Source organism: Microbacterium sp. LWH11-1.2 (assembly GCF_038397745.1).
Taxonomy (GTDB): Bacteria; Actinomycetota; Actinomycetes; order Actinomycetales; family Microbacteriaceae; genus Microbacterium.
On sequence record NZ_CP151636.1, the window covers coordinates 4,185,299 to 4,203,894 of the forward strand.

Genomic DNA, 18,596 nt, shown 5'->3' on the forward strand with positions numbered 1-18,596 from the left:
ATGCGCCGACCGTTCATGGACACGCCCGACCAGCTCGCCTCACTGGAGGGTCAGCAGTACCTCGTGCTGCGTCCGACGCTCGGCGTCGCCTCCCTCTTCCGAGAGGTGCAGGATGCCGCGCTCGCGCGTTTCGGCGGTGAGATCCGGCATCCGCACACCGAGCATGCGACGCTGCGCGCGTTCTTCGAGCCGGACCGTCGGGCGGAGCTCGGCGCGCTGATCCGCCGGTGGGCGGCGGACCAGCCCCCGATCGAGGTCACGGCCGAGGCGATCGACGCGTTCCCCGCACCGTGGCAGGTTCTGATCGTGCGTCTCGCACGCACACCCTCCCTCGTCGCGGCCTATGCGAGCCTCTCCGCGGCCCTGGCGGGCACCGACTTCCGACGGCTCGACGAGCTCAGCGTCGACGACTGGACGTTCCATCTCTCCGTCGTCTACGGCAGGTCACTCGAGCCTGCGGTGTGGGAGGAGTTCCGTCAGACGTCGGTGAGCGAGCTCGGACGCACACCCACCGAGACGATCGCCGAGGCGGAACTGGTCTGGTACCAGGACGGCGCCGAGCACGCGGAGCTCATCCCCCTCGGCGGCTGAAGCCTGGGAACCCCAGACCCTTCGCGGAGCACTCGGCGCGTCCCCGCTCGACACGCCGAGGCGACGGCATCCGCTCTCCGTTCTCCGAGAGCGAGCCGGACTCAGCTGAGGCCGGAGTACGCGTGCAGGCCCTTGAAGAAGACGTTGACGATCGTGAAGTTGAAGATCACGGCCGAGAAGCCGACGATGGCGAGCCATGCCGAGGGGTTGCCCCGCCAGCCACGGGTCGCCCGCGCGTGGATGTAGCCGGCGTAGATGACCCAGATCACGAAGGTCCAGGTCTCCTTCACGTCGAAGCCCCAGAAGCGGCTCCACGCGTAGTACGCCCAGATGGATCCGGCGATGAGCGTGAAGGTCCAGAGGATGAACCCGATGATCGTGAACCGGTACGCCATGCTCTCGAGCCGCTCGGCGGAGGGGAACGTGCGGAGGAAGCCGGGGCCCGTCTTCTGCGCGTCCTCGGAGATGAGGCGCTCGCGTCGCGACTGCATGAGCTGGATGACCGAGAGCGCGAAGGCGAGCGCGAAGAAGGCGGTCGCGAGCGACGCCACGAAGACGTGGATGATGAGCCACACGCTCTTCAGCGGGTCCATCAGCGGCGAGACCTCGACGTAGAAGTTCGTCGCCGCGAGCCCGAGGAGCACGACGACGAGACCCGTGATGAACGTGCCGAGGAAGCGCAGATCGATGCGGGTGAGCACCACGAGGAAGACAGCCACGATGAGCAGCGTGCCGATCATCGCGAACTCGTAGAGGTTCGCCCACGGCACGCGACCGGCCGCGATGCCGCGGGTCAGCGTCGCCCCGAGATGGAAGAGGAACGCGAGCACGGTGAGCGAGGTGCCGATCCGCGCCATCACGAACCGCTGCGGCTTCGCGTCGGTGACGGATGCCGTACCGGAGGCCTTGACGGCGCCTCCCCCTGCGCCGACGAGGGCGGACTCGCGCACGGTCTGCGCATCCGCAGACACCTCGGAGCGGCGCGCGAGATCGAAGGCGTAGGCCACGAAGGCCGCCGCATAGATCGCGATCGCCGTCCACAGCAGGATCGGCGAGATCTCGTTGAGCTCGAGCATGGTGTCAGTCTACTTTCGGGGAATCGGATGCCGGGGCCTGCTGCGCCGTGGACGGATCGGCGTCGGCCTGGGGTTCGCGGGCGGTGGTGCCCCCCGCTGCATCGAGCAGACGCGCGTGCCCGGCGACGAGGTCGTCGACGGCAGCGGCGAGGGTCGGGTCCTCACCGCGGGCGAGCGCGGCGTACTCGATGGTCACGGCGCCACCGTCGGCGGTCGCCTTGACCCAGACGCGGCGTCGGGGGACGAACAGCGCGATCATGAGGCCCGCGAGGGCGAGCAGCGCGAAGCCGAGCACCCAGGGGCCGGAGTCGTCGCGGTGGATCTGCAGCGACGCGAACCGCTTGACGGACTCCGAGGCGTCGGTCGCCCCCGCGGGGGACTCGTCGTCGAACGTCACGCTGCCGAGGCCGTTCGGCAGCTGGGCGGTCTCCCCCGGCGTGAGCTCGATCGACTCGACGTCGGTGGTGCGTCCGGTCAGCTTCGTCATGCCGGTGGTGTCGAGCACGTAGACCGAGCGGGGGACGCCGTCGTTGATGCCCAGGTCGCCGGTGTAGACGTCGAGGGTGAGCGTCGGGTTGATGAGGTCGCCGTAGGCCGAGAAGAACGCGCCGCTCTCGAGGATGCTGGTGGTCGGGTAGAAGAAACCGACCAGGCCGACCTGCTCGGCGAGTCCGTCGGGGATCTTGAGGACGCCGAGCGACGTCATGTTGTTGTCCTGCGGGAGGAACGGCGTGCTGTTGGTGAAGACGACGTCGCCGTCGGGGTCGCGCACCGTGACGGTCGGGGCGTACCCGTTGCCGAGCAGGAAGACGTCGTCGTCGGCGACCGCGAGGGGCTCGTTGACCTTGACCGCGCCGGTGCGCTCCTCGCCCTTCTCCTGCACGGTCATGTTCGCGGAGAAGTCCCCGGCCTGCCCGGATCCGGGCTCGCCGAACGGCTGGTACGACACATCGAACGAGTCGAGGCGCATCGAGTAGGGCGCCAGCGCATCGTCGCCGACGAAGCGCCCGCGGTTCATCGAGTCGTAGTCGACCAGCGTGTTCGCGAAGGTCTCGCCCTCGACCAGCACGCGCTGGCCGGTGTACGAGAAGCCGCCGCCGATGCCGACCGTGACGAGCACGCCGACGAGCGCCAGGTGGAAGAGCAGGTTGCCCGTCTCGCGCCAGTAGCCGCGTTCGGCCGAGACCGAGAAGGTCCGTCCGCGGTCATAGCGCTCGACGCGGTATCCGAGTGCCTTGAGCTGCGTGGTCGCGACGTCGACGGAGGCGGATGCCGCGGCCTCGGCCTCGGCATCCGTCCCTGAGCTTGTCGAAGGGTCCCGCACCACCGACCGGTAGTCCTCGAGACGCTGCAGACGGGCGGGTGTGCGCGGCGGACGCGCGCGCAGCGCCTTCGCGTGGTGCTTGATGCGCGGGATGACGCAGCCGACCAGCGAGGCGAACAGCAGCAGGTAGATGGCCGAGAACCACGGCGACAGGTAGACGTCGAACAGCTTCAGGGCGTCGAGCACCGGGAAGAGGTCGGGGTTGTCGCGCTGCCACTGCGTGACGCCGTTCGGGTCGGCCATCCGCTGCGGGAAGATCGAGCCGGGGATCGCGGCGATCGCGAGCACGAGCAGCAGGATGAGCGCGGTGCGCATCGAGGTGAGCTGTCGCCACCCCCACCGGAGCCAGCCGACGAGGCCGAGGCGCGGCTGCGAGATCGAGTCGTCGCCGTCGACATGGTCGGACGGGCGCAGGGGGTCGCTGATGTCGCTGTTCACAGCATCCTTGTTCTTCGTGGCGTCGGTCTCAGAGCGGGAGGATGACACTGCCGATCACCGCCGTCAGCCGGGACATGATGTCGGTCCAGAGTCCGGTCACCATCAGGATGCCGAGGACGACGAGCAGCACGCCCCCGATGATGTTCACGACGCGGATGTGGCGGCGCAGGAAGCCGATCGCCTTGGTGGCCCAGCCGAATCCGAGAGCGACCAGCAGGAACGGGATGCCGAGGCCGAGCGAGTAGGCGAGTCCGAGGAAGCCCGCGCGCACGGGGTCACCGGCGTTGAACGACAGCGCGACGATCGCGGCCAGCGTCGGCCCCATGCAGGGCGCCCAGCCGATGCCGAGCGCGATGCCGAGGAGCGGGGCTCCGACGACGCCGTACTTCGAGTCGACGTGGAACCGGAACTCGCGCTGCGCGAATCCGAACAGCCCGAGGAACACCAGGCCCATCGCGATGATGACCACACCGAGGATGCGGGTGATCAGATCGCCCCACTGCAGCAGGAAGACGCCCGCCGTGCCGCCGAGCACCGTGTAGAGGATGAAGACGATGCTGAACCCGAGGATGAACAGCAGCACCCCGAGCACGAGCCGCCCCCGCGTGGCCGTGGCCGTGGCCGTCGCGTCGGTCGCACCGCTGGGTCCCTGAGCCTGTCGAAGGGCGCCATCCGACGAAACCGACCGAGGCGCGACCGCACCCCCGAGGAATCCGAGGTACCCGGGCACGAGCGGCAGCACGCACGGGGACAGGAACGACACGAGCCCGGCCAGCATGGCGACAGGGATAGCGAGCCAGAGGGCGCCGGATCCGATGATCGTCTCGGTGTTCACAGCGCTCCCGTGGCGGTCACGAGGACTCCGCGAGCGCGTCCCCCACGAGCGTGGAGAGGATCGAGGTGCCGTCGATCGGCCCGATGATGCGAGCGGCGACACGGCCCTGCTTGTCGAGGACCAGCGTCGTCGGGGTGGCGGCGATCGGGGTGACCTCGGCGAAGGCGAGCTTGGCCTCGGCCGTGTCGACGTCGATCAGGCTCGGGTACGTGATGCCGTACTCCTCGGCGAACGCGACCGCCGTGTCGGCCTGGTCGCGGGTGTTGATGCCGACGAACGAGACGCCGTCTCCCTCGTACTCCTGCCAGACGCTCTCCAGAGCGGCGGCCTCCACACGGCACGGTGCGCACCCGGCGTACCAGAAGTTGACGACCGTGACCTGCCCGGCGAGGTCGGCGCTGTCGAGCTTCTCCCCGGTCTCGGTGACTCCGCCGAAGTCCACCGGCTCACCACGCTCGGCCTCGGGGATCTCGACGATCGCGCCGTCGGCGGCAACGTAGCCGGTGTTGTCACCGCTCAGGAACGACTCGCTCACCGGATCCGGGGCGCACGCGCTCAAGCCGACGGCGAAGAGCGCGGCGAGCGCGACTCCGAGCGCACGCCGCGGGAGGCGGGTGCGGGAGGGGCGGCCGCTGCGGATCGGCCCTTCGACAGGCTCAGGGACCCAGCTGGTCTGTGGCACGATTCCCAGTTTACGTGCGGGTTCCTATGCATGGGGTGGACGAGGCTGCCGGTCAGACCGCCCCGACGTCGACCGCGCCGTCGGTCGCTGCGGGCTCCGCGTAGGCGACCTCGCGCCAGACATCGCCGACCCTCTCGAACGAGGTGACGCTCGACAGCGCACAGCGCCGTGTGCGCGGATCGTGGCGGAGCGGAAGACCCGCCACCCGAAGGTGGGTGATCCAGATCGGCGCCTGGTGCGAGACCATGACCACGTCGCCGCCGTCGGCGGCATCCCACGCCTCGTCCATGATGCCCAGCATCCGCTCGGCGATCGACGCGTACGGCTCGCCCCAGCTCGGCAGCGCCGGCTGACGCAGGTGCCACCAGTTGAGCGGGTTCATCAGGGATCGCCGCATCTGGGTTCCCTCGAACACGTTGGTCGGCTCGATCACGCGCACGTCGATCTCCGGCACCAGGTCGAAGCGCTCGGCGAACGGCTCGGCCGACTCCTGCGCGCGTTCCAGCGGCGAGGAGTAGAGCGCGGCGATCGGGCGGTCGAGGGAGGCGACGTGGTCCGCCGCCGCCCTCGCCATGCGCCGGCCGGCTTCACTCAGGTGATAGTCCGGGAGTCGCCCGTAGAGCACACGATGAGGATTGTGCACCTCACCGTGTCTGACGAGATGCAGGCGCTCTCGCGACATCAGACCTTGTTGTACTGGGCCGAGCCGAAGCCGATGATCAGGTGGCCGATGAAGGGGAACAGCCAGAGCAGGAAGAAGGAGAAGACCCCGCCCTTGCCGAAGTTCTTGCCCTCCTTGATGGCGACGACGATCGCGAAGATGACGTTCACGATCGGGATGAGGTAGAGCAGCGCCGCCCAGCCCGACATGCCGGCGATCTTGACCAGGAACACCCAGTTGACGATCGGGATCAGCGCGAGGATTCCCGGGTATCCGGCCTTGGAGAAGACCTTCCACATCGTGATCGCGTAGATCAGGTAGTAGATCACCGAGATGACGACCGAGCTCGTGCTGAAGACCTGCTCGCTCAGCATGTTGGAATCCATGGGTTCTCCTTCGTTGTTCGCCCGCCGGCCCCTCGTACCGTCGTGGCTTCGGCGTGAGTCTAGCGACTGCCCTCGTCGCGTCGTGGCGTCGTGGCCGACCCCGCATCGTTCCGGGTTCCCGCGCCCGTAGACTGGGCGGGTTCGCCATTTCCCAGATCAGAAGGAATCCTCCGTGCTTCGCACCCACTCGGCAGGCTCTCTGCGAGCCGAGCACATCGGTCAGACCGTCACCCTCACGGGTTGGGTCGATCGCCGTCGTGATCACGGAGGAGTCGCCTTCATCGATCTTCGGGATGCGTCGGGCATCGCCCAGGTCGTCATCCGCGACGAGGAGATCGCCCACCCGCTGCGCAACGAGTTCGTGCTGAAGGTGACCGGCGAGGTCTCGCAGCGCCCCGAGGGCAACGCGAACCCCAACCTGCCGACCGGCGAGATCGAGCTCATCGCGAGCGACGTCGAGGTGCTCAACGAGTCCGCTCCGCTGCCGTTCCAGGTGTCGACGGCTGTCGCCGACACCGAGACCGTCGGCGAGGAGGCACGCCTCAAGTACCGCTACCTCGACCTTCGTCGTCCGGCTCAGGCGTCGAACCTGCGCCTGCGCTCGAACGTCTACAAGGCGATCCGCGACGTGCTGCACGCCGAGGACTTCACCGAGGTCGAGACGCCGACGCTCACTCGCTCCACGCCCGAGGGCGCCCGCGACTTCCTCGTGCCCGCGCGCCTCAGCCCCGGCAGCTGGTACGCGCTGCCGCAGTCCCCGCAGCTGTTCAAGCAGCTGCTGATGGTCGGCGGCGTCGAGAAGTACTTCCAGATCGCGCGCTGCTACCGCGATGAGGACTTCCGCGCCGACCGCCAGCCGGAGTTCACGCAGCTCGACATCGAGATGAGCTTCGTCGACCAGGAAGACGTCATCGCGCTGATGGAGTCGCTCGTCGTCGCGATGTGGAAGACGATCGGCGTCGAGGTCGCGACCCCGCTGCCGCGCCTGACCTACGCCGACGCGATGGCGAAGTACGGCTCCGACAAGCCCGACCTGCGCTTCGGACTCGAGCTCGTCGAGGCGACCGAGTACTTCGCCGAGACGCCGTTCCGCGTCTTCCAGGCCGAGTACGTCGGCGCCGTGCGGATGCCCGGCGGCGCGAGCCAGCCGCGCAAGCAGCTCGACGCGTGGCAGGACTGGGCCAAGCAGCGCGGTGCCCGCGGTCTCGCCTATGTGCTCTTCAACGACGACGGCTCGCTCGGCGGCCCTGCCGCGAAGAACCTGTCCGAGGCGGAGCAGGCGGGCCTCGCGGCCTTCGTCGGCGCCGAGCCGGGCGACTGCGTCTTCTTCGCCGCGGGTTCCACCAAGGAGAGCCGTGCGCTCCTCGGCGCCGCGCGCGTCGAGATCGGCCGCCGCCTCGGCTACCTGAACCCGGACGAGTTCGCGTTCACCTGGGTCGTCGACGCCCCGATGTTCGAGCCTGCGGCGGATGCCGTGGCCTCGGGCGACGTCGCCGTCGGCGCCGGCGCCTGGACCGCCGTGCACCACGCGTTCACCGGCCCGAAGCCGGAGTTCGCCGACACGTTCGACACCGACCCCGGCTCGGCCCTCGCCTACGCGTACGACATCGTGTGCAACGGCTCCGAGCTCGGCGGCGGCTCGATCCGCATCCACCGCGAAGACGTGCAGAAGCGCGTGTTCGAGGTCATGGGGATCAGCGACGAGCAGGCCGACGAGCAGTTCGGGTTCCTCCTCGACGCGTTCAAGTTCGGCGCTCCGCCGCACGGCGGCATCGCGCTCGGCATGGACCGCGTGCTGCAGCACCTGTCGAAGACCGAGTCGATCCGCGAGGTCATCGCGTTCCCGAAGTCCGGCAACGGCTTCGACCCGCTGACCGCCGCACCTGCGCCGATCACGCCGGCGCAGCGCGCCGAGGCCGGGGTCGACTTCGAGCCCGAGGACGACGACGCGGCCTGATCCGCGCGTCTCGTCTCGCGGCGTTGCGTCTCGCTTCGATCGCTCGACGACCGGGCTCCTCCGGTCGTCGAGCCTGCCGCCGCTTGGGCCCCTGAGTCTGTCGAAGCGCCTGGGCCCCCGAGCCCTGGGTCCCTGAGCCTGTCGAAGGGCCCCGTCGCTGGTGCTTCGACAGGCTCAGCAACCCAGAAGGCACGCTCAGCAACCCAGAAGGCAGGCTCAGCAACCCAGAGGGTGGTCTCAGCAACCCAGAGGGCGGGCTCAGCACTCGGGGTGATGGTCAGGCCGCGGCCAGCGCCGGCGCGATGTTCTCGTTCCAGACGTCGACGCCGAGCTTGCCGATGAGCCCGATCACCACGACGAGGAACACGACGCGGATGAACGTCGTGCCGCGCGAGATCGCCATCCGCGACCCGAGGTAGCTGCCGCCGACGTTCGCCACCGCGAGGATGCCGCCGAGCAGCCACAGCACCGATCCGTTCGGGATGAACAGCAGCAGGGCACCCGCGTTCGTCGCGAAGTTCACGATCTTGGCCTTGGCGCTCGCCTGCAGGAAGTCGTAGCCGAGCAGCGCCACCAGGGTGATGACGAGGAAGGTGCCGGTTCCCGGGCCGATCATCCCGTCGTAGAAGCCGATCGCGAGACCCGCGAGACCGGCCATGACGTGGTGCTTATGCCCGTGGAACCGCAGCTTCGTCGCCGCCCCCATCTGCGGTCGGAACGCGGTGAAGAGCGCGACGGCCAGCAGCGCGACCACGATGATGGGCTTGAAGGCGGCGGGCGGCAGGATCGTCGCCACCGCCGCCCCGCCGAAGGACCCGGCGAGCGCGATCCCCGCCATGGGCAGGGCCGTGCGGATGTCGGGTTTCGCGCGCCGGTAGTACGTGACACTGCTGGTCGCCGTGCCGAAGACCGAGGCGAGCTTGTTCGTCGCGAGGGCCTGGATGGGCGCCATCCCGGGGATCAGCAGGAGGGCAGGAAGCTGGAGCAGACCTCCCCCGCCGACGACCGCGTCGATCCAACCGGCTGCGAAAGCCGCCACGATGACGAGGATCAGCATCCCCCAGGTGAGCTGCTCGAGCCCGAGGAGTGCGCCGATGTCCATCCCCTCAGGATGTCAGACTGGACGCATGCTCGATGCCCTCGCCCTGCCGCATCCGATCGACTCCCGCGCCGGCGCCGCCGTCCTGCGTCGGGCGACGATCGACGACGCGGATGCCGTCATCGCCCTGCTCGCCGACGACGCGATCAGCGCTGCCCGCGGTGACGTGGCATCCGACGACGATCGCCCCGCGTACACCGCCGGACTCGTCGAGATCCTCGCCGACGCCTCGAACGATCTGCTCGTCGTCGAACTCGACGGCGCCATCGTCGGAACCCTGCAGCTCACCTCGATCCCCGGCATGTCGCGACGGGGCGCCCGTCGGCTTCTCGTCGAGGCCGTACGGGTGCGCAGCGACCTGCGCTCTTCCGGCATCGGCTCCGCACTGATGCGCTGGGTCTCCGACGACGCTGCACCGGCCCTCGGCGCCGCCATGGTCCAGCTCACCTCGGACGCGAGCCGCATCGACGCGCACCGCTTCTACGAGCACCTCGGGTACGTCGGCTCGCACAAGGGCTTCAAGTACGCGGTCCCGCAGGGCTGAACGCCACCGGCATCCGCTCCGCAGCGCAGGAGTAGCGCGCTTCCGAAGGATGAATCGTCCGGATTCGTCCTCCCGTAGCGCACTTCTCCTCCGCAGGCGCTCGCGAGCGCGTTCTCGCCACGACCCGGTCACCTGACGTTCACCCTCGCCGGCACAATCGGCAACCTCGCCCTCATAGTGTCCTCTCGCAACCCCGAACCGGCCTTCGCCGGTCACCCGAGAGGAATCACATGGCTCGCAACATCCGCCGCGCGCGCATCGGCGCCGGCATCGCCCTGGCCACCACGGCCGTACTCGCGCTCACCGCGTGCTCCGGCGCCGCTGACGCCTCCGCCGGTGGCGGCGACTCCGCCGTCGATGCGGCATCCGCGACGTCGGTCGCCGACTTCGGCACGTTCGCCGACCTCGAGGCTGCAGCGAAGGCGGAAGGCCAGCTCAACGTCATCGCACTCCCCCGCGACTGGGCGAACTACGGCGAGATCCTCGATCTGTTCGCCGAGAAGTACCCGGAGATCACGATCAACGAGGCGTCGCCCGACGTCTCCAGCGCCGAGGAGATCCAGGCCGCCGAGACCAACCAGGGCCTCGACACCGCCCCCGACGTGTTCGACCTCGGTCTGACCGTCGCCCTGCAGAACACCGACGTCTTCGCGCCGTACAAGGTCGAGACCTGGGACGACATCCCCGACGCCCTCAAGGAGCCGACCGGCCTGTTCGTCGGCGACTACGGCGGATACATGTCGATCGGCTACGACTCCTCGAAGTTCGATGCCCCCGAGTCGCTCGACGACCTGAAGAGCGCCGACTACAAGGGCGCGGTCGCGATCAACGGCGACCCGACCCAGGCCGGTGCGGCGTTCGCCGCGGTGGGCCTCGCAACGGTCCAGTCCGACGGCACGCTCGACGACTTCCAGCCCGGCATCGACTTCTTCTCGGAGCTGCAGAAGGCCGGCAACCTGCTCAAGGTCGACGTCACGACCGCGACCGTCACGAGCGGCGAGACCCCCGTCGTCTTCGACTGGGACTACCTGAACGCGTCGCACGTGGCCGACAACGAGAACTGGAAGGTCGTCGTGCTCGACGGCACCGGCTACGCGGGCTACTACAACCAGGCGATCAACAAGGATGCCCCGAACCCGGCCGCCGCGCGCCTGTGGCAGGAGTTCCTCTACAGCGACGAGGTCCAGAACCTGTGGCTCAAGGGCGGCGCACGTCCGGCCCGCATGGAGGCCATGACCGAGGCGGGCACGATCGACGCCGACCTGGCCGCGGCCCTTCCCGAGGTTCCGGCCGAGACCGTCGTGCCGACCGAGGAGCAGTCCACGAACGCCGGTACCCTGCTCGGCGAGAAGTGGGCCGCGGCCGTCCAGTGACGACCCTCACCCGAACGGGGGCGGATGCCGCGGCATCCGCCCCCGTCACCGCCGCCGGGACCTCGCATGACGCGAGGGCCCGGCGGTCCGCGCCCTCGTGGGCCTGGCTGGGCCTCGTGCCCTTCGCCGCCTACGTCGTCCTCTTCCTGGCGGTCCCGACAGCCCTCGCGATCGGCTCCGGCTTCTTCACCGAGAGCGGCGCCTTCACATGGACCAACGTGTCGGCGCTCGGTGATCCGGTCGTGCTGACCACGTTCGCCAACTCCGCCGGCCTGTCGCTGCTCACCGCCGTCGTCGGGGCGCTCGTCGGCGCCCTCGTCTGCTACGCGCTGCTCGGCATGAACCCCGAGGGGGCCATCCGGTCGATGGTGGATGCCGCGGCCGGCGTGCTCGCGCAGTTCGGCGGTGTCATGCTGGCGTTCGCGTTCATCGCGACGATCGGCATCCAGGGCGTCCTCAAGCTCTTCCTCCAGGACTCCTTCGGCATCGACATCTACGCGAACGGCACCTGGCTGTACGAGCTTCCCGGCCTGATCCTGCCCTACATCTACTTCCAGATCCCGCTGATGGTGATCACGTTCATGCCCGCACTCGCCGCGCTCAAGCCGCAGTGGTCCGAGGCGAACCTCACGCTCGGCGGCACCCGCGCGAGCTTCTGGCTGCGCATCGGCATCCCTGTGCTCGCCCCCTCGTTCCTCGCCAGCCTGCTGCTGCTGTTCGCGAACGCGTTCTCGTCCTATGCGACCGCGGCCGCACTCGCCAGCCAGGGCTCGCAGATCGTGCCGCTGCAGATCCGCACCGCCCTCACGAGTGAGACCGTGCTCGGCCGGGAGAACCTCGCCGGGGCGCTCGCCCTCGGCATGATCGTCATCGTCGGAGTCGTGATGGCCCTGTACTCGCTCATCCAGCGTCGAGCCGCGCGGTGGCAGTCGTGAACCGCCTCGGCCCCTCGCTCGCGACCCGCTGGGTCATCGGCATCCTGGTCGGCGCCTTCTTCGCGATCCCGCTGGTGTCGACGCTGCTCTTCACCCTGCGCGATCCGTCCGGCGGGATGTCCCTCATCCACTGGACGGCGCTGTTCGACCCCGCCGCATCCGCCGCCATCAAGCCGATCTGGATCGGACTCGGCAACTCGCTCATCCTCGCCGTCGTCACGGTCGCGATCGTGCTCTTCCTGCTGGCACCGACGATGATCCTGGTGAACCTGCGCTTCCCCCAGCTCAAGCCGGCGTTCGAGTTCGCGGTGCTGCTGCCGATCTCGATCCCCGCGATCGTGCTCGTCGTCGGCCTCGCGCCGATCTACCTGCAGATCGGCCGCTCCCTCGGCACCGGGACCTGGACGCTCGCGTTCGCGTACGGCATCACGGTGCTGCCGTTCGCGTTCCGCTCCATCCAGGCCTCGATCGACGCCGCAGATCTCAAGACCCTCGCCGAGGCCGCCCGCTCCCTCGGGGCGAGCTGGCCGACCGTCGTGCTGAAGGTGCTCGCTCCGAACATCCGTCAGGGCCTGCTCGCCGCATCCCTGATCTCGATCGCCGTCGTGCTCGGCGAGTTCACGATCGCCTCTCTCCTGAACCGCCAGGTCTTCCAGACCGCGATGGTGGTCGTCCAGAAGCAGGACCCCTACGCACCCGCGATCTTCACCCTGCTGGCCCTGGTCTTCGTCTTCGTCCTGCTCCTCGTCATCGGCCGCGTCGCCCGCGGCACCGGAAAGGCCCGCTCATGACCGTCGACCACGCGCTCCCCCGAACGAAGGACAACGTGCTGCTCGCCGAAGCCGGGGAGGGCACCCGCGTCGAGCTGAAGGGCATCGTGAAGAGCTACGCCGGCACGAGGGTGCTGCACGGCGTCGACCTCGACATCGCGCCCGGTGAGTTCGTCTCCCTGCTCGGTCCCTCCGGCTGCGGCAAGACGACGCTCCTGCGCGTGCTCGCCGGGCTCGAGGGCGCCGACGAGGGAGCCGTGCTGCTCGGCGGCGGCGACGTCTCGCGCGTGCCGACGAACAAGCGCGACATCGGCATGGTCTTCCAGTCGTACTCCCTGTTCCCGCACCTGCGCGTCGTCGACAACACCGCCTTCGGCCTGCGGCGGCGGGGAGCAGGGAAGACGGATGCCGCGAAGCGCTCGCTCGACGCCCTCGCCCTCGTGGGTCTCGCCGACTTCGCCGACCGCTTCCCGCACCAGCTCTCCGGCGGTCAGCAGCAGCGCGTGGCCCTCGCCCGCGCGCTCGTCACCGAGCCCAAGGTGCTGCTGCTCGATGAGCCGCTGTCCGCCCTCGACGCGAAGGTGCGCGTGCAGCTGCGCGACGAGATCCGCCGCATCCAGCTGCGCCTCGGCATCACGACCGTCTTCGTGACGCACGACCAGGAGGAGGCCCTGGCCGTCTCCGACCGGATCGCGGTGATGAACTCCGGTCGCATCGAGCAGATCGGCTCCCCCGAGCAGCTGTACACGACGCCGTCGACGGCGGGCGTGGCCGCGTTCGTCGGGCTCTCCAGCGTCGTCTCGGGGGTCGCCGACGGAGATCACGTCATGGTGTGGGGGCAGGCGCTGCCGCTGCAGACGCCGGCCGACGGTCCGGTCGACGTGTACCTCCGTCCGGAGAACGTGCACTTCGCCTCCGAGGCGGATGCCGCGACCGACGCGCTCGTCGAGGAGAGCACCTTCCTCGGGAGCATGCGACGCACGCTGGTGCGGACCGAGTCGGGCGAGCTCGTGCGGGTGCAGCATGCACCCGGCATCCATCCCTCCTTCGGCGACCGCGTGCGCATCGCGGTCGCGCCCGAGCCCGTCGCGGTGCATCCGCGCGGCTGACCGGCTCTTCCCTCCGATATATGGGTGGGGATAGCGTGAACGCGAAGGGTCGATCCCCCGACCCGACAGAGAAAGGACGCCTCCATGGCAGGCAAGTTCGAGCTGTACACCGACAAGTCCGGCGAATACCGGTTCCGTCTGAAGGCCGGCAACGGCGAGGTCGTCGCCGTCAGCGAGGGCTACTCCTCGAAGTCGAGCGCTCTCGCCGGAATCGAGTCGGTGCGCCGCAATGCCGCGGACGCCGAGGTCGTCGAGGCCTGAGCGCGCTTCTCGGTCGTTGAGCGAGGAGCGCAGCGACGAGACGAAACGCCTCACGTTCCGCGGAACGTGAGGCGTTTCGTGTCTCTGCTCCCGCGCGACGAGCGAGCTGGAGCCGGCGCTAGAGCACGCGGGACAGGAAGTCCTTCGTGCGCTGGTTCTGCGGGTTTCCGAGGACTTCGCGCGGGTCGCCCTCTTCAACGATGTGACCGCCGTCCATGAAGATGAGCCGCGAGCCGACCTCGCGGGCGAAGCCCATCTCGTGCGTGACGACCAGCATCGTCATGCCCTCGTCCGCGAGGGAGCGCATGACCTGCAGCACCTCGCCGACGAGCTCCGGGTCGAGCGCCGAGGTGGGCTCGTCGAACAGCATCATGTCGGGGTTCATGCACAGCGCCCTGGCGATCGCCACGCGCTGCTGCTGACCTCCCGAGAGGTGCCCGGGATAGGCATCAGCCTTCTCCGCCAGCCCGACGCGGGCGAGCATCGCCAGCGCGACCTGCTGCGCCTCGGTCTTGGAGCGCTTCTTCACGCGCTGCTGCGCGATCATGAGGTTGCCCATGACATCGAGGTGCGGGAACAGGTTGAAGCTCTGGAACACCATGCCGATGCGCGTGCGCACGCGGTCGATGTCGACGTCGGGGTCGGTGATGTCGATCCCCTCGATGAGCACCTTGCCGCCCGTCGGCTCCTCGAGCAGGTTCACGGAGCGCAGCAGCGTCGACTTGCCCGACCCCGAGGGGCCGATCACGCAGACCACCTCGCCGGCTGTGACCGTGAGGTCGATGCCCTTGAGCACCTCGTTGTCGCCGAAGCTCTTCACGAGCCCCTGCAGGTCGATCGCCGGGGCGTGCACATCAATCAGGTCGGTGATCATCGCTGCTTCGCCATCCGTCGTTCCAGCCACGCACTGAAGCGTGTGAGGGGGATCGTCACGATCAGGTACAGGATCGCCGCCATGATCAGCGGCGTCGCGTTCGTGTTCTGCGTCGCCGCGTCGCGGGCGAAGTTGGTGAGCTCCTTCGACCAGATGAAGGTGCCCGCCACGAAGAGCAGCGAGGTGTCCTTCAGCAGCAGCACGAACTCGTTCGTCAGCGGCGGGATGATGATCCGGAACCCCTGCGGCACGATGATCCAGAAGGTGGTCTTCATGGGCGACATGCCGAGCGAGCGAGCCGCCTCGGTCTGGCCCTTCGGAACCGCCTGGATGCCGGCGCGGATGGTCTCCGCCATGTAGGCCGACGCCACGAGGATCAGACCGATCAGACCCAGGACGACAGGACCGCCGAGATCACGGCCCGAGATCCCGAGGGCGATCGGCAGGATGAAGGCCACCGCGAAGATCGTGAGGATCGCGGGGAGCCCGCGGAACAGCTCGATCCAGGCGGTGGCGATCCACCGGAAGGGCCCGATGCTCGAGAGCTTCAGGAGCGCCAGGACCACGCCGAGCACGAGCCCGGCGACGAACGCCACCGCGGTGAACCACAGGGTGTTGACGAGCGCGGTCGTGATGATCCCGGGGAACATCTTCGCCGCGACCTCGGGGTTGAAGAACAGCGGACCGATCTTCGCCCAGTCGGTGCTGACCGCCGCCCAGACGACGACGGCGATCAGCACCACATAGACGATGTACCGATAGAGCTTGCTCTTGGTGGTGCGCCTCAACGCCATTGTCAAGGTCTCCTTGCTCTACGCTGCTCGCCGATTACTTCGCGGTGAAGTAGCTGTCGTAGATCGTCTGGTAGTCGCCGCTGTCCTGCAGCTCCTTCAGCGCACCGTTGATCGCCTCGCGCAGCGCGTCCTTCTCGCCCTTGGCGAACGCGAAGCCGTAGGACTCGCCGGTCTCGTACTCCTCGACGATCTTGTAGGCACTGTCGGCCTTCTCGTGCTCGAGGTTCACGGGCTGGTCCTGCAGGATCGCGTCGATCTGACCGGCCTGCATCGCGGGCCACAGTTCGCCGTCGGACGGGTACTGCACGAGCTGGGCACCGGTCGCGTTCTCGGTCGCGTAGGCCTCACCCGTCGTTCCCTGCTGCACGCCGACGTTCTTGCCGGAGAGGTCGTCGATCGACTTGATGCCCGAGTCGGTGCGCACGAGCAGCGACTGCAGCGACTCGTAGTACGGGTCGGAGAAGTCGATGTTCGCCTTGCGCTCGTCGGTGATCGTCATGGCCGAGGCGCCGATGTCGCAGGTGCCTGCCGCGAGGGTCGTCCCGGACTGGAGTGCGTCGAATCCGACGTCCTGCACCGAGAGCTTGAGGTCGAGCTTCTTCGCGATCGCGTCGAGCAGATCGATGTCGAACCCGGTGTAGCCGGTGCCGTTGTCGCCGCCCTCGAACTCGAAGGGCGCGTAGGGGATGTCGGAGCAGACCGTCAGCGTTCCCGCCTCGACCAGACCGTACTCGTCACCCGCGGCGGGCTCGCCGCCTCCGGAGTCTCCCGCGCCCGTGGCGCAGCCTGCGAGGGCGAGAGTGGCGGTCGCCACGAGGGCGAGGCCGGCGAGGATGTTGCGACGGGACATGTCGACTCCTGTGAGACGAGGGCGATGACGCCCACGGACTGGTAGGTGATCATCTAAACATGCGGCTCGTCGCCCCGACCAACGGGAGAGGACCTCCGCGGATCACATTTGTGTTGCAAGTGTGTCCGATTGTGACGGCCGTGTTTCCGAATCAGACCTCGAAGTCGACGGCGACGCGCGACGCGACGACCGAGCGCACGTAGGCGACGACCTCCTCGTGCGCGGGGTGCACCTGATACTCCTCGAGTGCGGCGATCGAGGCGAAGTCGGCGACGAGGGTCACGTCCCAGTTCGCGTCGGGGTAGGCCATGTTGGCCCCGGCGGAGATCGACAGCAGCTGCGGCACCACGCCGTCGAGCGCATTGAGACGACGGGCGACCTCGGCGGCCTGCGCGCCGCGCTCGGCGGCATCCTCGGCGGCGAGCTTCCACGTCACGACATGGCGAACGGTCACTTCGACTCCTTCTGGTCGCTCAGCGCGACGGCTCGGACGGACTCCTCGAGGGCGAGGCGCAGCCGGTCGGGCGAGAGCCGCCAGTGCGCATGGAGCTGTCCGTCGATGAGGACGACCGGGATCTTCTCCCACCACAGCTCGTAGAGCGCCGGGTCGTCCTTGATGGAGACCTCGGTGATCTCGATCTGCTCCGCAGCGGCGTCCGGCAGCTCGGCGACGACCGCGTCGATCACCTCGGACGCGACGTCGCAGAGATGGCAGTCGGGCTTGCCGATCAGCGTCAGCGTGGTCACGCCGACGGCACCTCGACCTCGCGGCCCTGGGCGATCCATTCGCCGGTGCCGCCTTCGACGTTCGTCACGTCGTAGCCGCGCGCCTCGAGCGCCTCGACGACACGGGCAGAGCGACCGCCCATCTGGCAGATCACGTCGAAGGCCTCATCGGGCAGCTCGTCGAGGCGGTTGCCGATCTCGGACATCGGGATGTTGACAGCACCGGGAACATGGCCCGAGGCGAACTCCGCGGTCTCGCGCACGTCGATGAGCGGCGTGGCGGAGCGTTCGGCGAGTTCGGTGACGGTGATCGACTTCATGACGTCCTCTCGACGGTGCAGACATGCGGGCAGAGACACAAAGCGCCCGTCCGAAGACAGGCGCTCGTGTCTGGCCGCTTACTTCTTGTTGCGGCGCTGGTGGCGAGTCTTACGAAGCAGCTTGCGGTGCTTCTTCTTCGCCATGCGCTTGCGGCGCTTCTTGATGACAGAACCCACGGAAACCTCACTAAGTCAGCGGCTGGGCGTCGCGCAAAATCGGACGCCCGGGTAACGGGCACGAAAAAATGCCTCGGATCAGTCTAGCAAACCCGAGCGGCCCCTCTGTGCGGTCTCACTCCGCGACGTCGTCCGTCACCAGGAACCGCCACACGAGGGCATGCCCGAGAGCCACCAGGCCGATGAGGAGCAGCGCCTCGACCTGGATTCCGGTGAGGCCGAGAGACGTCACGAGCTGTGGAGCGACGCCGATGACGGCGATCGCGATGTACACGAGCACGGTCCCGAGCTGGGTCCAGCGGATCGCCGCCGGGGTGCCGTCACGACCGGCCTGCGCGACCAGGCGCACCATGGATGCGCCGCCGACGACGGCGACGACGACGAACGACGTGCGCCACAGCAGGGGGTTCTCCGTGCCTCCGACCTGGGCGAACAGGCCCATCAGAGCCGGCAGCAGGAAGGAGAGGTAGATGCCGCCGATCGTGCGACGCATCGCCGGATCCGCGGTCCAGTCACGGCGAGCGCGGACGACGTTCCACCAGAGCCCGGTGAGCGTGAAGCACGTGGTGGAGAAGAGGGCGTAGAACGTGCTGACATCCACGACATCCTCCCGTCAGGTATCAGCCGACGTCGGCGATGGGCCGCTGCAGGGCGTCGCTGACCGCTGATTCGGGCACGCGGTAGCTGCGGCCGAAGCGGATGGCAGGCAGCTCGCCGGCGTGAACGAGCCGATACACGGTCATCTTCGACACGCGCATGAGCTCGGCGACCTCGGCCACCGTGAGGAACCGGACGTCAGGTACTTCGGGCATCC

General features: G+C 68.5%; 24 protein-coding genes. 8 read left to right on the forward strand and 16 right to left on the reverse strand.

All coding sequences use genetic code 11. The features are described 5' to 3' along the window. Positions 1-591 (forward strand): 2'-5' RNA ligase family protein, encoded by a 591-nt coding sequence (locus MRBLWH11_RS20380; protein ID WP_341946238.1) that lies wholly within the window; start codon positions 1-3, stop codon positions 589-591. 101 nt (positions 592-692) lie between these two features. On the opposite strand, the gene ccsB is transcribed toward MRBLWH11_RS20380, so the two are convergent. From ccsB to MRBLWH11_RS20410, 6 genes are read right to left on the reverse strand one after another with little or no spacing between them, the layout of a single operon-like run. Continuing rightward, positions 693-1,667 carry a c-type cytochrome biogenesis protein CcsB gene (ccsB, locus tag MRBLWH11_RS20385; RefSeq protein ID WP_341946239.1) on the reverse strand — a complete coding sequence of 325 codons (975 nt, stop codon included), beginning with the start codon at positions 1,665-1,667 and terminating at the stop codon, positions 693-695. Positions 1,668-1,671: 4 nt separating this feature from the next. Further along, a complete protein-coding gene (locus tag MRBLWH11_RS20390) occupies positions 1,672-3,429 on the reverse strand; it encodes a cytochrome c biogenesis protein ResB (protein WP_341946240.1) in 1,758 nt (585 codons plus the stop codon). 28 nt (positions 3,430-3,457) lie between these two features. Then, on the reverse strand, positions 3,458-4,264 hold the full coding sequence (locus MRBLWH11_RS20395) for a cytochrome c biogenesis CcdA family protein (protein WP_341946241.1): 807 nt from the start codon (positions 4,262-4,264) through the stop codon (positions 3,458-3,460). A gap of 16 nt (positions 4,265-4,280) precedes the next feature. Continuing rightward, positions 4,281-4,946 (reverse strand): TlpA disulfide reductase family protein, encoded by a 666-nt coding sequence (locus MRBLWH11_RS20400; RefSeq protein WP_341946242.1) that lies wholly within the window; start codon positions 4,944-4,946, stop codon positions 4,281-4,283. A 52-nt stretch (positions 4,947-4,998) separates the two neighbouring features. After that, positions 4,999-5,628 (reverse strand): histidine phosphatase family protein, encoded by a 630-nt coding sequence (locus MRBLWH11_RS20405; RefSeq protein ID WP_116634455.1) that lies wholly within the window; start codon positions 5,626-5,628, stop codon positions 4,999-5,001. Beyond that, the gene (locus tag MRBLWH11_RS20410; protein WP_116634454.1) at positions 5,628-5,993 is read right to left on the reverse strand and encodes a DUF5684 domain-containing protein; all 366 of its coding nucleotides are present in this window, start codon (positions 5,991-5,993) and stop codon (positions 5,628-5,630) included. Before MRBLWH11_RS20410 ends, MRBLWH11_RS20405 begins: the two co-directional genes overlap by 1 nt. 172 nt (positions 5,994-6,165) lie before the next feature. On the opposite strand from MRBLWH11_RS20410, the gene aspS reads away from it, so the two are divergent. Beyond that, entirely contained in the window at positions 6,166-7,950 is a 1,785-nt protein-coding gene (gene aspS / locus MRBLWH11_RS20415) for an aspartate--tRNA ligase (protein WP_341946243.1), read from the forward strand. A gap of 277 nt (positions 7,951-8,227) precedes the next feature. On the opposite strand, the gene MRBLWH11_RS20420 is transcribed toward aspS, so the two are convergent. After that, entirely contained in the window at positions 8,228-9,052 is an 825-nt protein-coding gene (locus MRBLWH11_RS20420) for a TSUP family transporter (RefSeq protein ID WP_116634452.1), read from the reverse strand. 25 nt (positions 9,053-9,077) lie between these two features. Here MRBLWH11_RS20420 and MRBLWH11_RS20425 point away from each other — a divergent pair, with 25 nt between their 5' ends. The 6 genes from MRBLWH11_RS20425 (at position 9,078) to MRBLWH11_RS20450 (ending at position 14,041) form a co-directional block, all read left to right on the forward strand. Next, complete coding sequence (locus MRBLWH11_RS20425; RefSeq protein ID WP_341946244.1) at positions 9,078-9,593, forward strand: GNAT family N-acetyltransferase; 516 nt, start codon at positions 9,078-9,080, stop codon at positions 9,591-9,593. 230 nt (positions 9,594-9,823) lie between these two features. After that, the gene (locus MRBLWH11_RS20430; RefSeq protein WP_341946245.1) at positions 9,824-10,966 is read left to right on the forward strand and encodes an ABC transporter substrate-binding protein; all 1,143 of its coding nucleotides are present in this window, start codon (positions 9,824-9,826) and stop codon (positions 10,964-10,966) included. Further along, entirely contained in the window at positions 10,963-11,901 is a 939-nt protein-coding gene (locus MRBLWH11_RS20435; RefSeq protein ID WP_341946246.1) for an ABC transporter permease, read from the forward strand. Before MRBLWH11_RS20430 ends, MRBLWH11_RS20435 begins: the two co-directional genes overlap by 4 nt. Then, positions 11,889-12,692 (forward strand): ABC transporter permease subunit, encoded by an 804-nt coding sequence (locus tag MRBLWH11_RS20440; protein WP_243408836.1) that lies wholly within the window; start codon positions 11,889-11,891, stop codon positions 12,690-12,692. Before MRBLWH11_RS20435 ends, MRBLWH11_RS20440 begins: the two co-directional genes overlap by 13 nt. Then, positions 12,689-13,780, forward strand: coding sequence for an ABC transporter ATP-binding protein (locus tag MRBLWH11_RS20445; protein WP_341946247.1), 1,092 nt, complete (start codon positions 12,689-12,691; stop codon positions 13,778-13,780). The genes MRBLWH11_RS20440 and MRBLWH11_RS20445 overlap by 4 nt, the downstream gene beginning before the upstream one ends. 84 nt (positions 13,781-13,864) lie before the next feature. Then, positions 13,865-14,041 carry a YegP family protein gene (locus tag MRBLWH11_RS20450; protein WP_116634448.1) on the forward strand — a complete coding sequence of 59 codons (177 nt, stop codon included), beginning with the start codon at positions 13,865-13,867 and terminating at the stop codon, positions 14,039-14,041. A 118-nt stretch (positions 14,042-14,159) separates the two neighbouring features. Here MRBLWH11_RS20450 and MRBLWH11_RS20455 read toward each other — a convergent pair whose 3' ends face one another. The 9 genes from MRBLWH11_RS20455 to MRBLWH11_RS20495 form a co-directional block, all read right to left on the reverse strand. Further along, complete coding sequence (locus MRBLWH11_RS20455) at positions 14,160-14,915, reverse strand: amino acid ABC transporter ATP-binding protein (protein WP_116634447.1); 756 nt, start codon at positions 14,913-14,915, stop codon at positions 14,160-14,162. Beyond that, positions 14,912-15,709 carry an amino acid ABC transporter permease gene (locus MRBLWH11_RS20460; protein WP_116634446.1) on the reverse strand — a complete coding sequence of 266 codons (798 nt, stop codon included), beginning with the start codon at positions 15,707-15,709 and terminating at the stop codon, positions 14,912-14,914. The genes MRBLWH11_RS20455 and MRBLWH11_RS20460 overlap by 4 nt, the downstream gene beginning before the upstream one ends. Before the next feature lie 34 nt (positions 15,710-15,743). Continuing rightward, a complete protein-coding gene (locus MRBLWH11_RS20465; RefSeq protein ID WP_341946248.1) occupies positions 15,744-16,559 on the reverse strand; it encodes a basic amino acid ABC transporter substrate-binding protein in 816 nt (271 codons plus the stop codon). Positions 16,560-16,710: 151 nt separating this feature from the next. Then, a complete protein-coding gene (locus MRBLWH11_RS20470; RefSeq protein ID WP_116634444.1) occupies positions 16,711-17,013 on the reverse strand; it encodes a Dabb family protein in 303 nt (100 codons plus the stop codon). Beyond that, complete coding sequence (locus MRBLWH11_RS20475) at positions 17,010-17,306, reverse strand: glutaredoxin family protein (RefSeq protein WP_116634443.1); 297 nt, start codon at positions 17,304-17,306, stop codon at positions 17,010-17,012. Before MRBLWH11_RS20475 ends, MRBLWH11_RS20470 begins: the two co-directional genes overlap by 4 nt. Further along, on the reverse strand, positions 17,303-17,605 hold the full coding sequence (locus MRBLWH11_RS20480; protein ID WP_116634442.1) for a rhodanese-like domain-containing protein: 303 nt from the start codon (positions 17,603-17,605) through the stop codon (positions 17,303-17,305). Before MRBLWH11_RS20480 ends, MRBLWH11_RS20475 begins: the two co-directional genes overlap by 4 nt. A gap of 78 nt (positions 17,606-17,683) precedes the next feature. Continuing rightward, complete coding sequence (locus tag MRBLWH11_RS20485; protein ID WP_003792170.1) at positions 17,684-17,782, reverse strand: AURKAIP1/COX24 domain-containing protein; 99 nt, start codon at positions 17,780-17,782, stop codon at positions 17,684-17,686. A 115-nt stretch (positions 17,783-17,897) separates the two neighbouring features. Next, positions 17,898-18,383, reverse strand: a complete 486-nt coding sequence (locus MRBLWH11_RS20490) for a hypothetical protein (RefSeq protein WP_116634441.1) — start codon at positions 18,381-18,383, stop codon at positions 17,898-17,900. 19 nt (positions 18,384-18,402) lie between these two features. Then, entirely contained in the window at positions 18,403-18,594 is a 192-nt protein-coding gene (locus MRBLWH11_RS20495; protein ID WP_116634440.1) for a helix-turn-helix domain-containing protein, read from the reverse strand. Positions 18,595-18,596 lie beyond the last annotated feature (2 nt).

Bases quoted from the DNA above. Each gene is read 5' to 3' on its own strand.
- MRBLWH11_RS20460 (WP_116634446.1), bottom strand. From the start codon at position 15,709: ATGGCGTTGAGGCGCACCACCAAGAGCAAGCTCTATCGGTACATCGTC.
- MRBLWH11_RS20425 (WP_341946244.1), top strand. From the start codon at position 9,078: ATGCTCGATGCCCTCGCCCTGCCGCATCCGATCGACTCCCGCGCCGGC.
- MRBLWH11_RS20495 (WP_116634440.1), bottom strand. From the start codon at position 18,594: ATGCCCGAAGTACCTGACGTCCGGTTCCTCACGGTGGCCGAGGTCGCC.
- MRBLWH11_RS20465 (WP_341946248.1), bottom strand. From the start codon at position 16,559: ATGTCCCGTCGCAACATCCTCGCCGGCCTCGCCCTCGTGGCGACCGCC.
- MRBLWH11_RS20380 (WP_341946238.1), top strand. From the start codon at position 1: ATGCGCCGACCGTTCATGGACACGCCCGACCAGCTCGCCTCACTGGAG.
- ccsB (WP_341946239.1), bottom strand. From the start codon at position 1,667: ATGCTCGAGCTCAACGAGATCTCGCCGATCCTGCTGTGGACGGCGATC.
- MRBLWH11_RS20480 (WP_116634442.1), bottom strand. From the start codon at position 17,605: ATGAAGTCGATCACCGTCACCGAACTCGCCGAACGCTCCGCCACGCCG.
- MRBLWH11_RS20450 (WP_116634448.1), top strand. From the start codon at position 13,865: ATGGCAGGCAAGTTCGAGCTGTACACCGACAAGTCCGGCGAATACCGG.
- MRBLWH11_RS20430 (WP_341946245.1), top strand. From the start codon at position 9,824: ATGGCTCGCAACATCCGCCGCGCGCGCATCGGCGCCGGCATCGCCCTG.
- MRBLWH11_RS20405 (WP_116634455.1), bottom strand. From the start codon at position 5,628: ATGTCGCGAGAGCGCCTGCATCTCGTCAGACACGGTGAGGTGCACAAT.
- MRBLWH11_RS20420 (WP_116634452.1), bottom strand. From the start codon at position 9,052: ATGGACATCGGCGCACTCCTCGGGCTCGAGCAGCTCACCTGGGGGATG.
- MRBLWH11_RS20445 (WP_341946247.1), top strand. From the start codon at position 12,689: ATGACCGTCGACCACGCGCTCCCCCGAACGAAGGACAACGTGCTGCTC.
- MRBLWH11_RS20455 (WP_116634447.1), bottom strand. From the start codon at position 14,915: ATGATCACCGACCTGATTGATGTGCACGCCCCGGCGATCGACCTGCAG.
- MRBLWH11_RS20410 (WP_116634454.1), bottom strand. From the start codon at position 5,993: ATGGATTCCAACATGCTGAGCGAGCAGGTCTTCAGCACGAGCTCGGTC.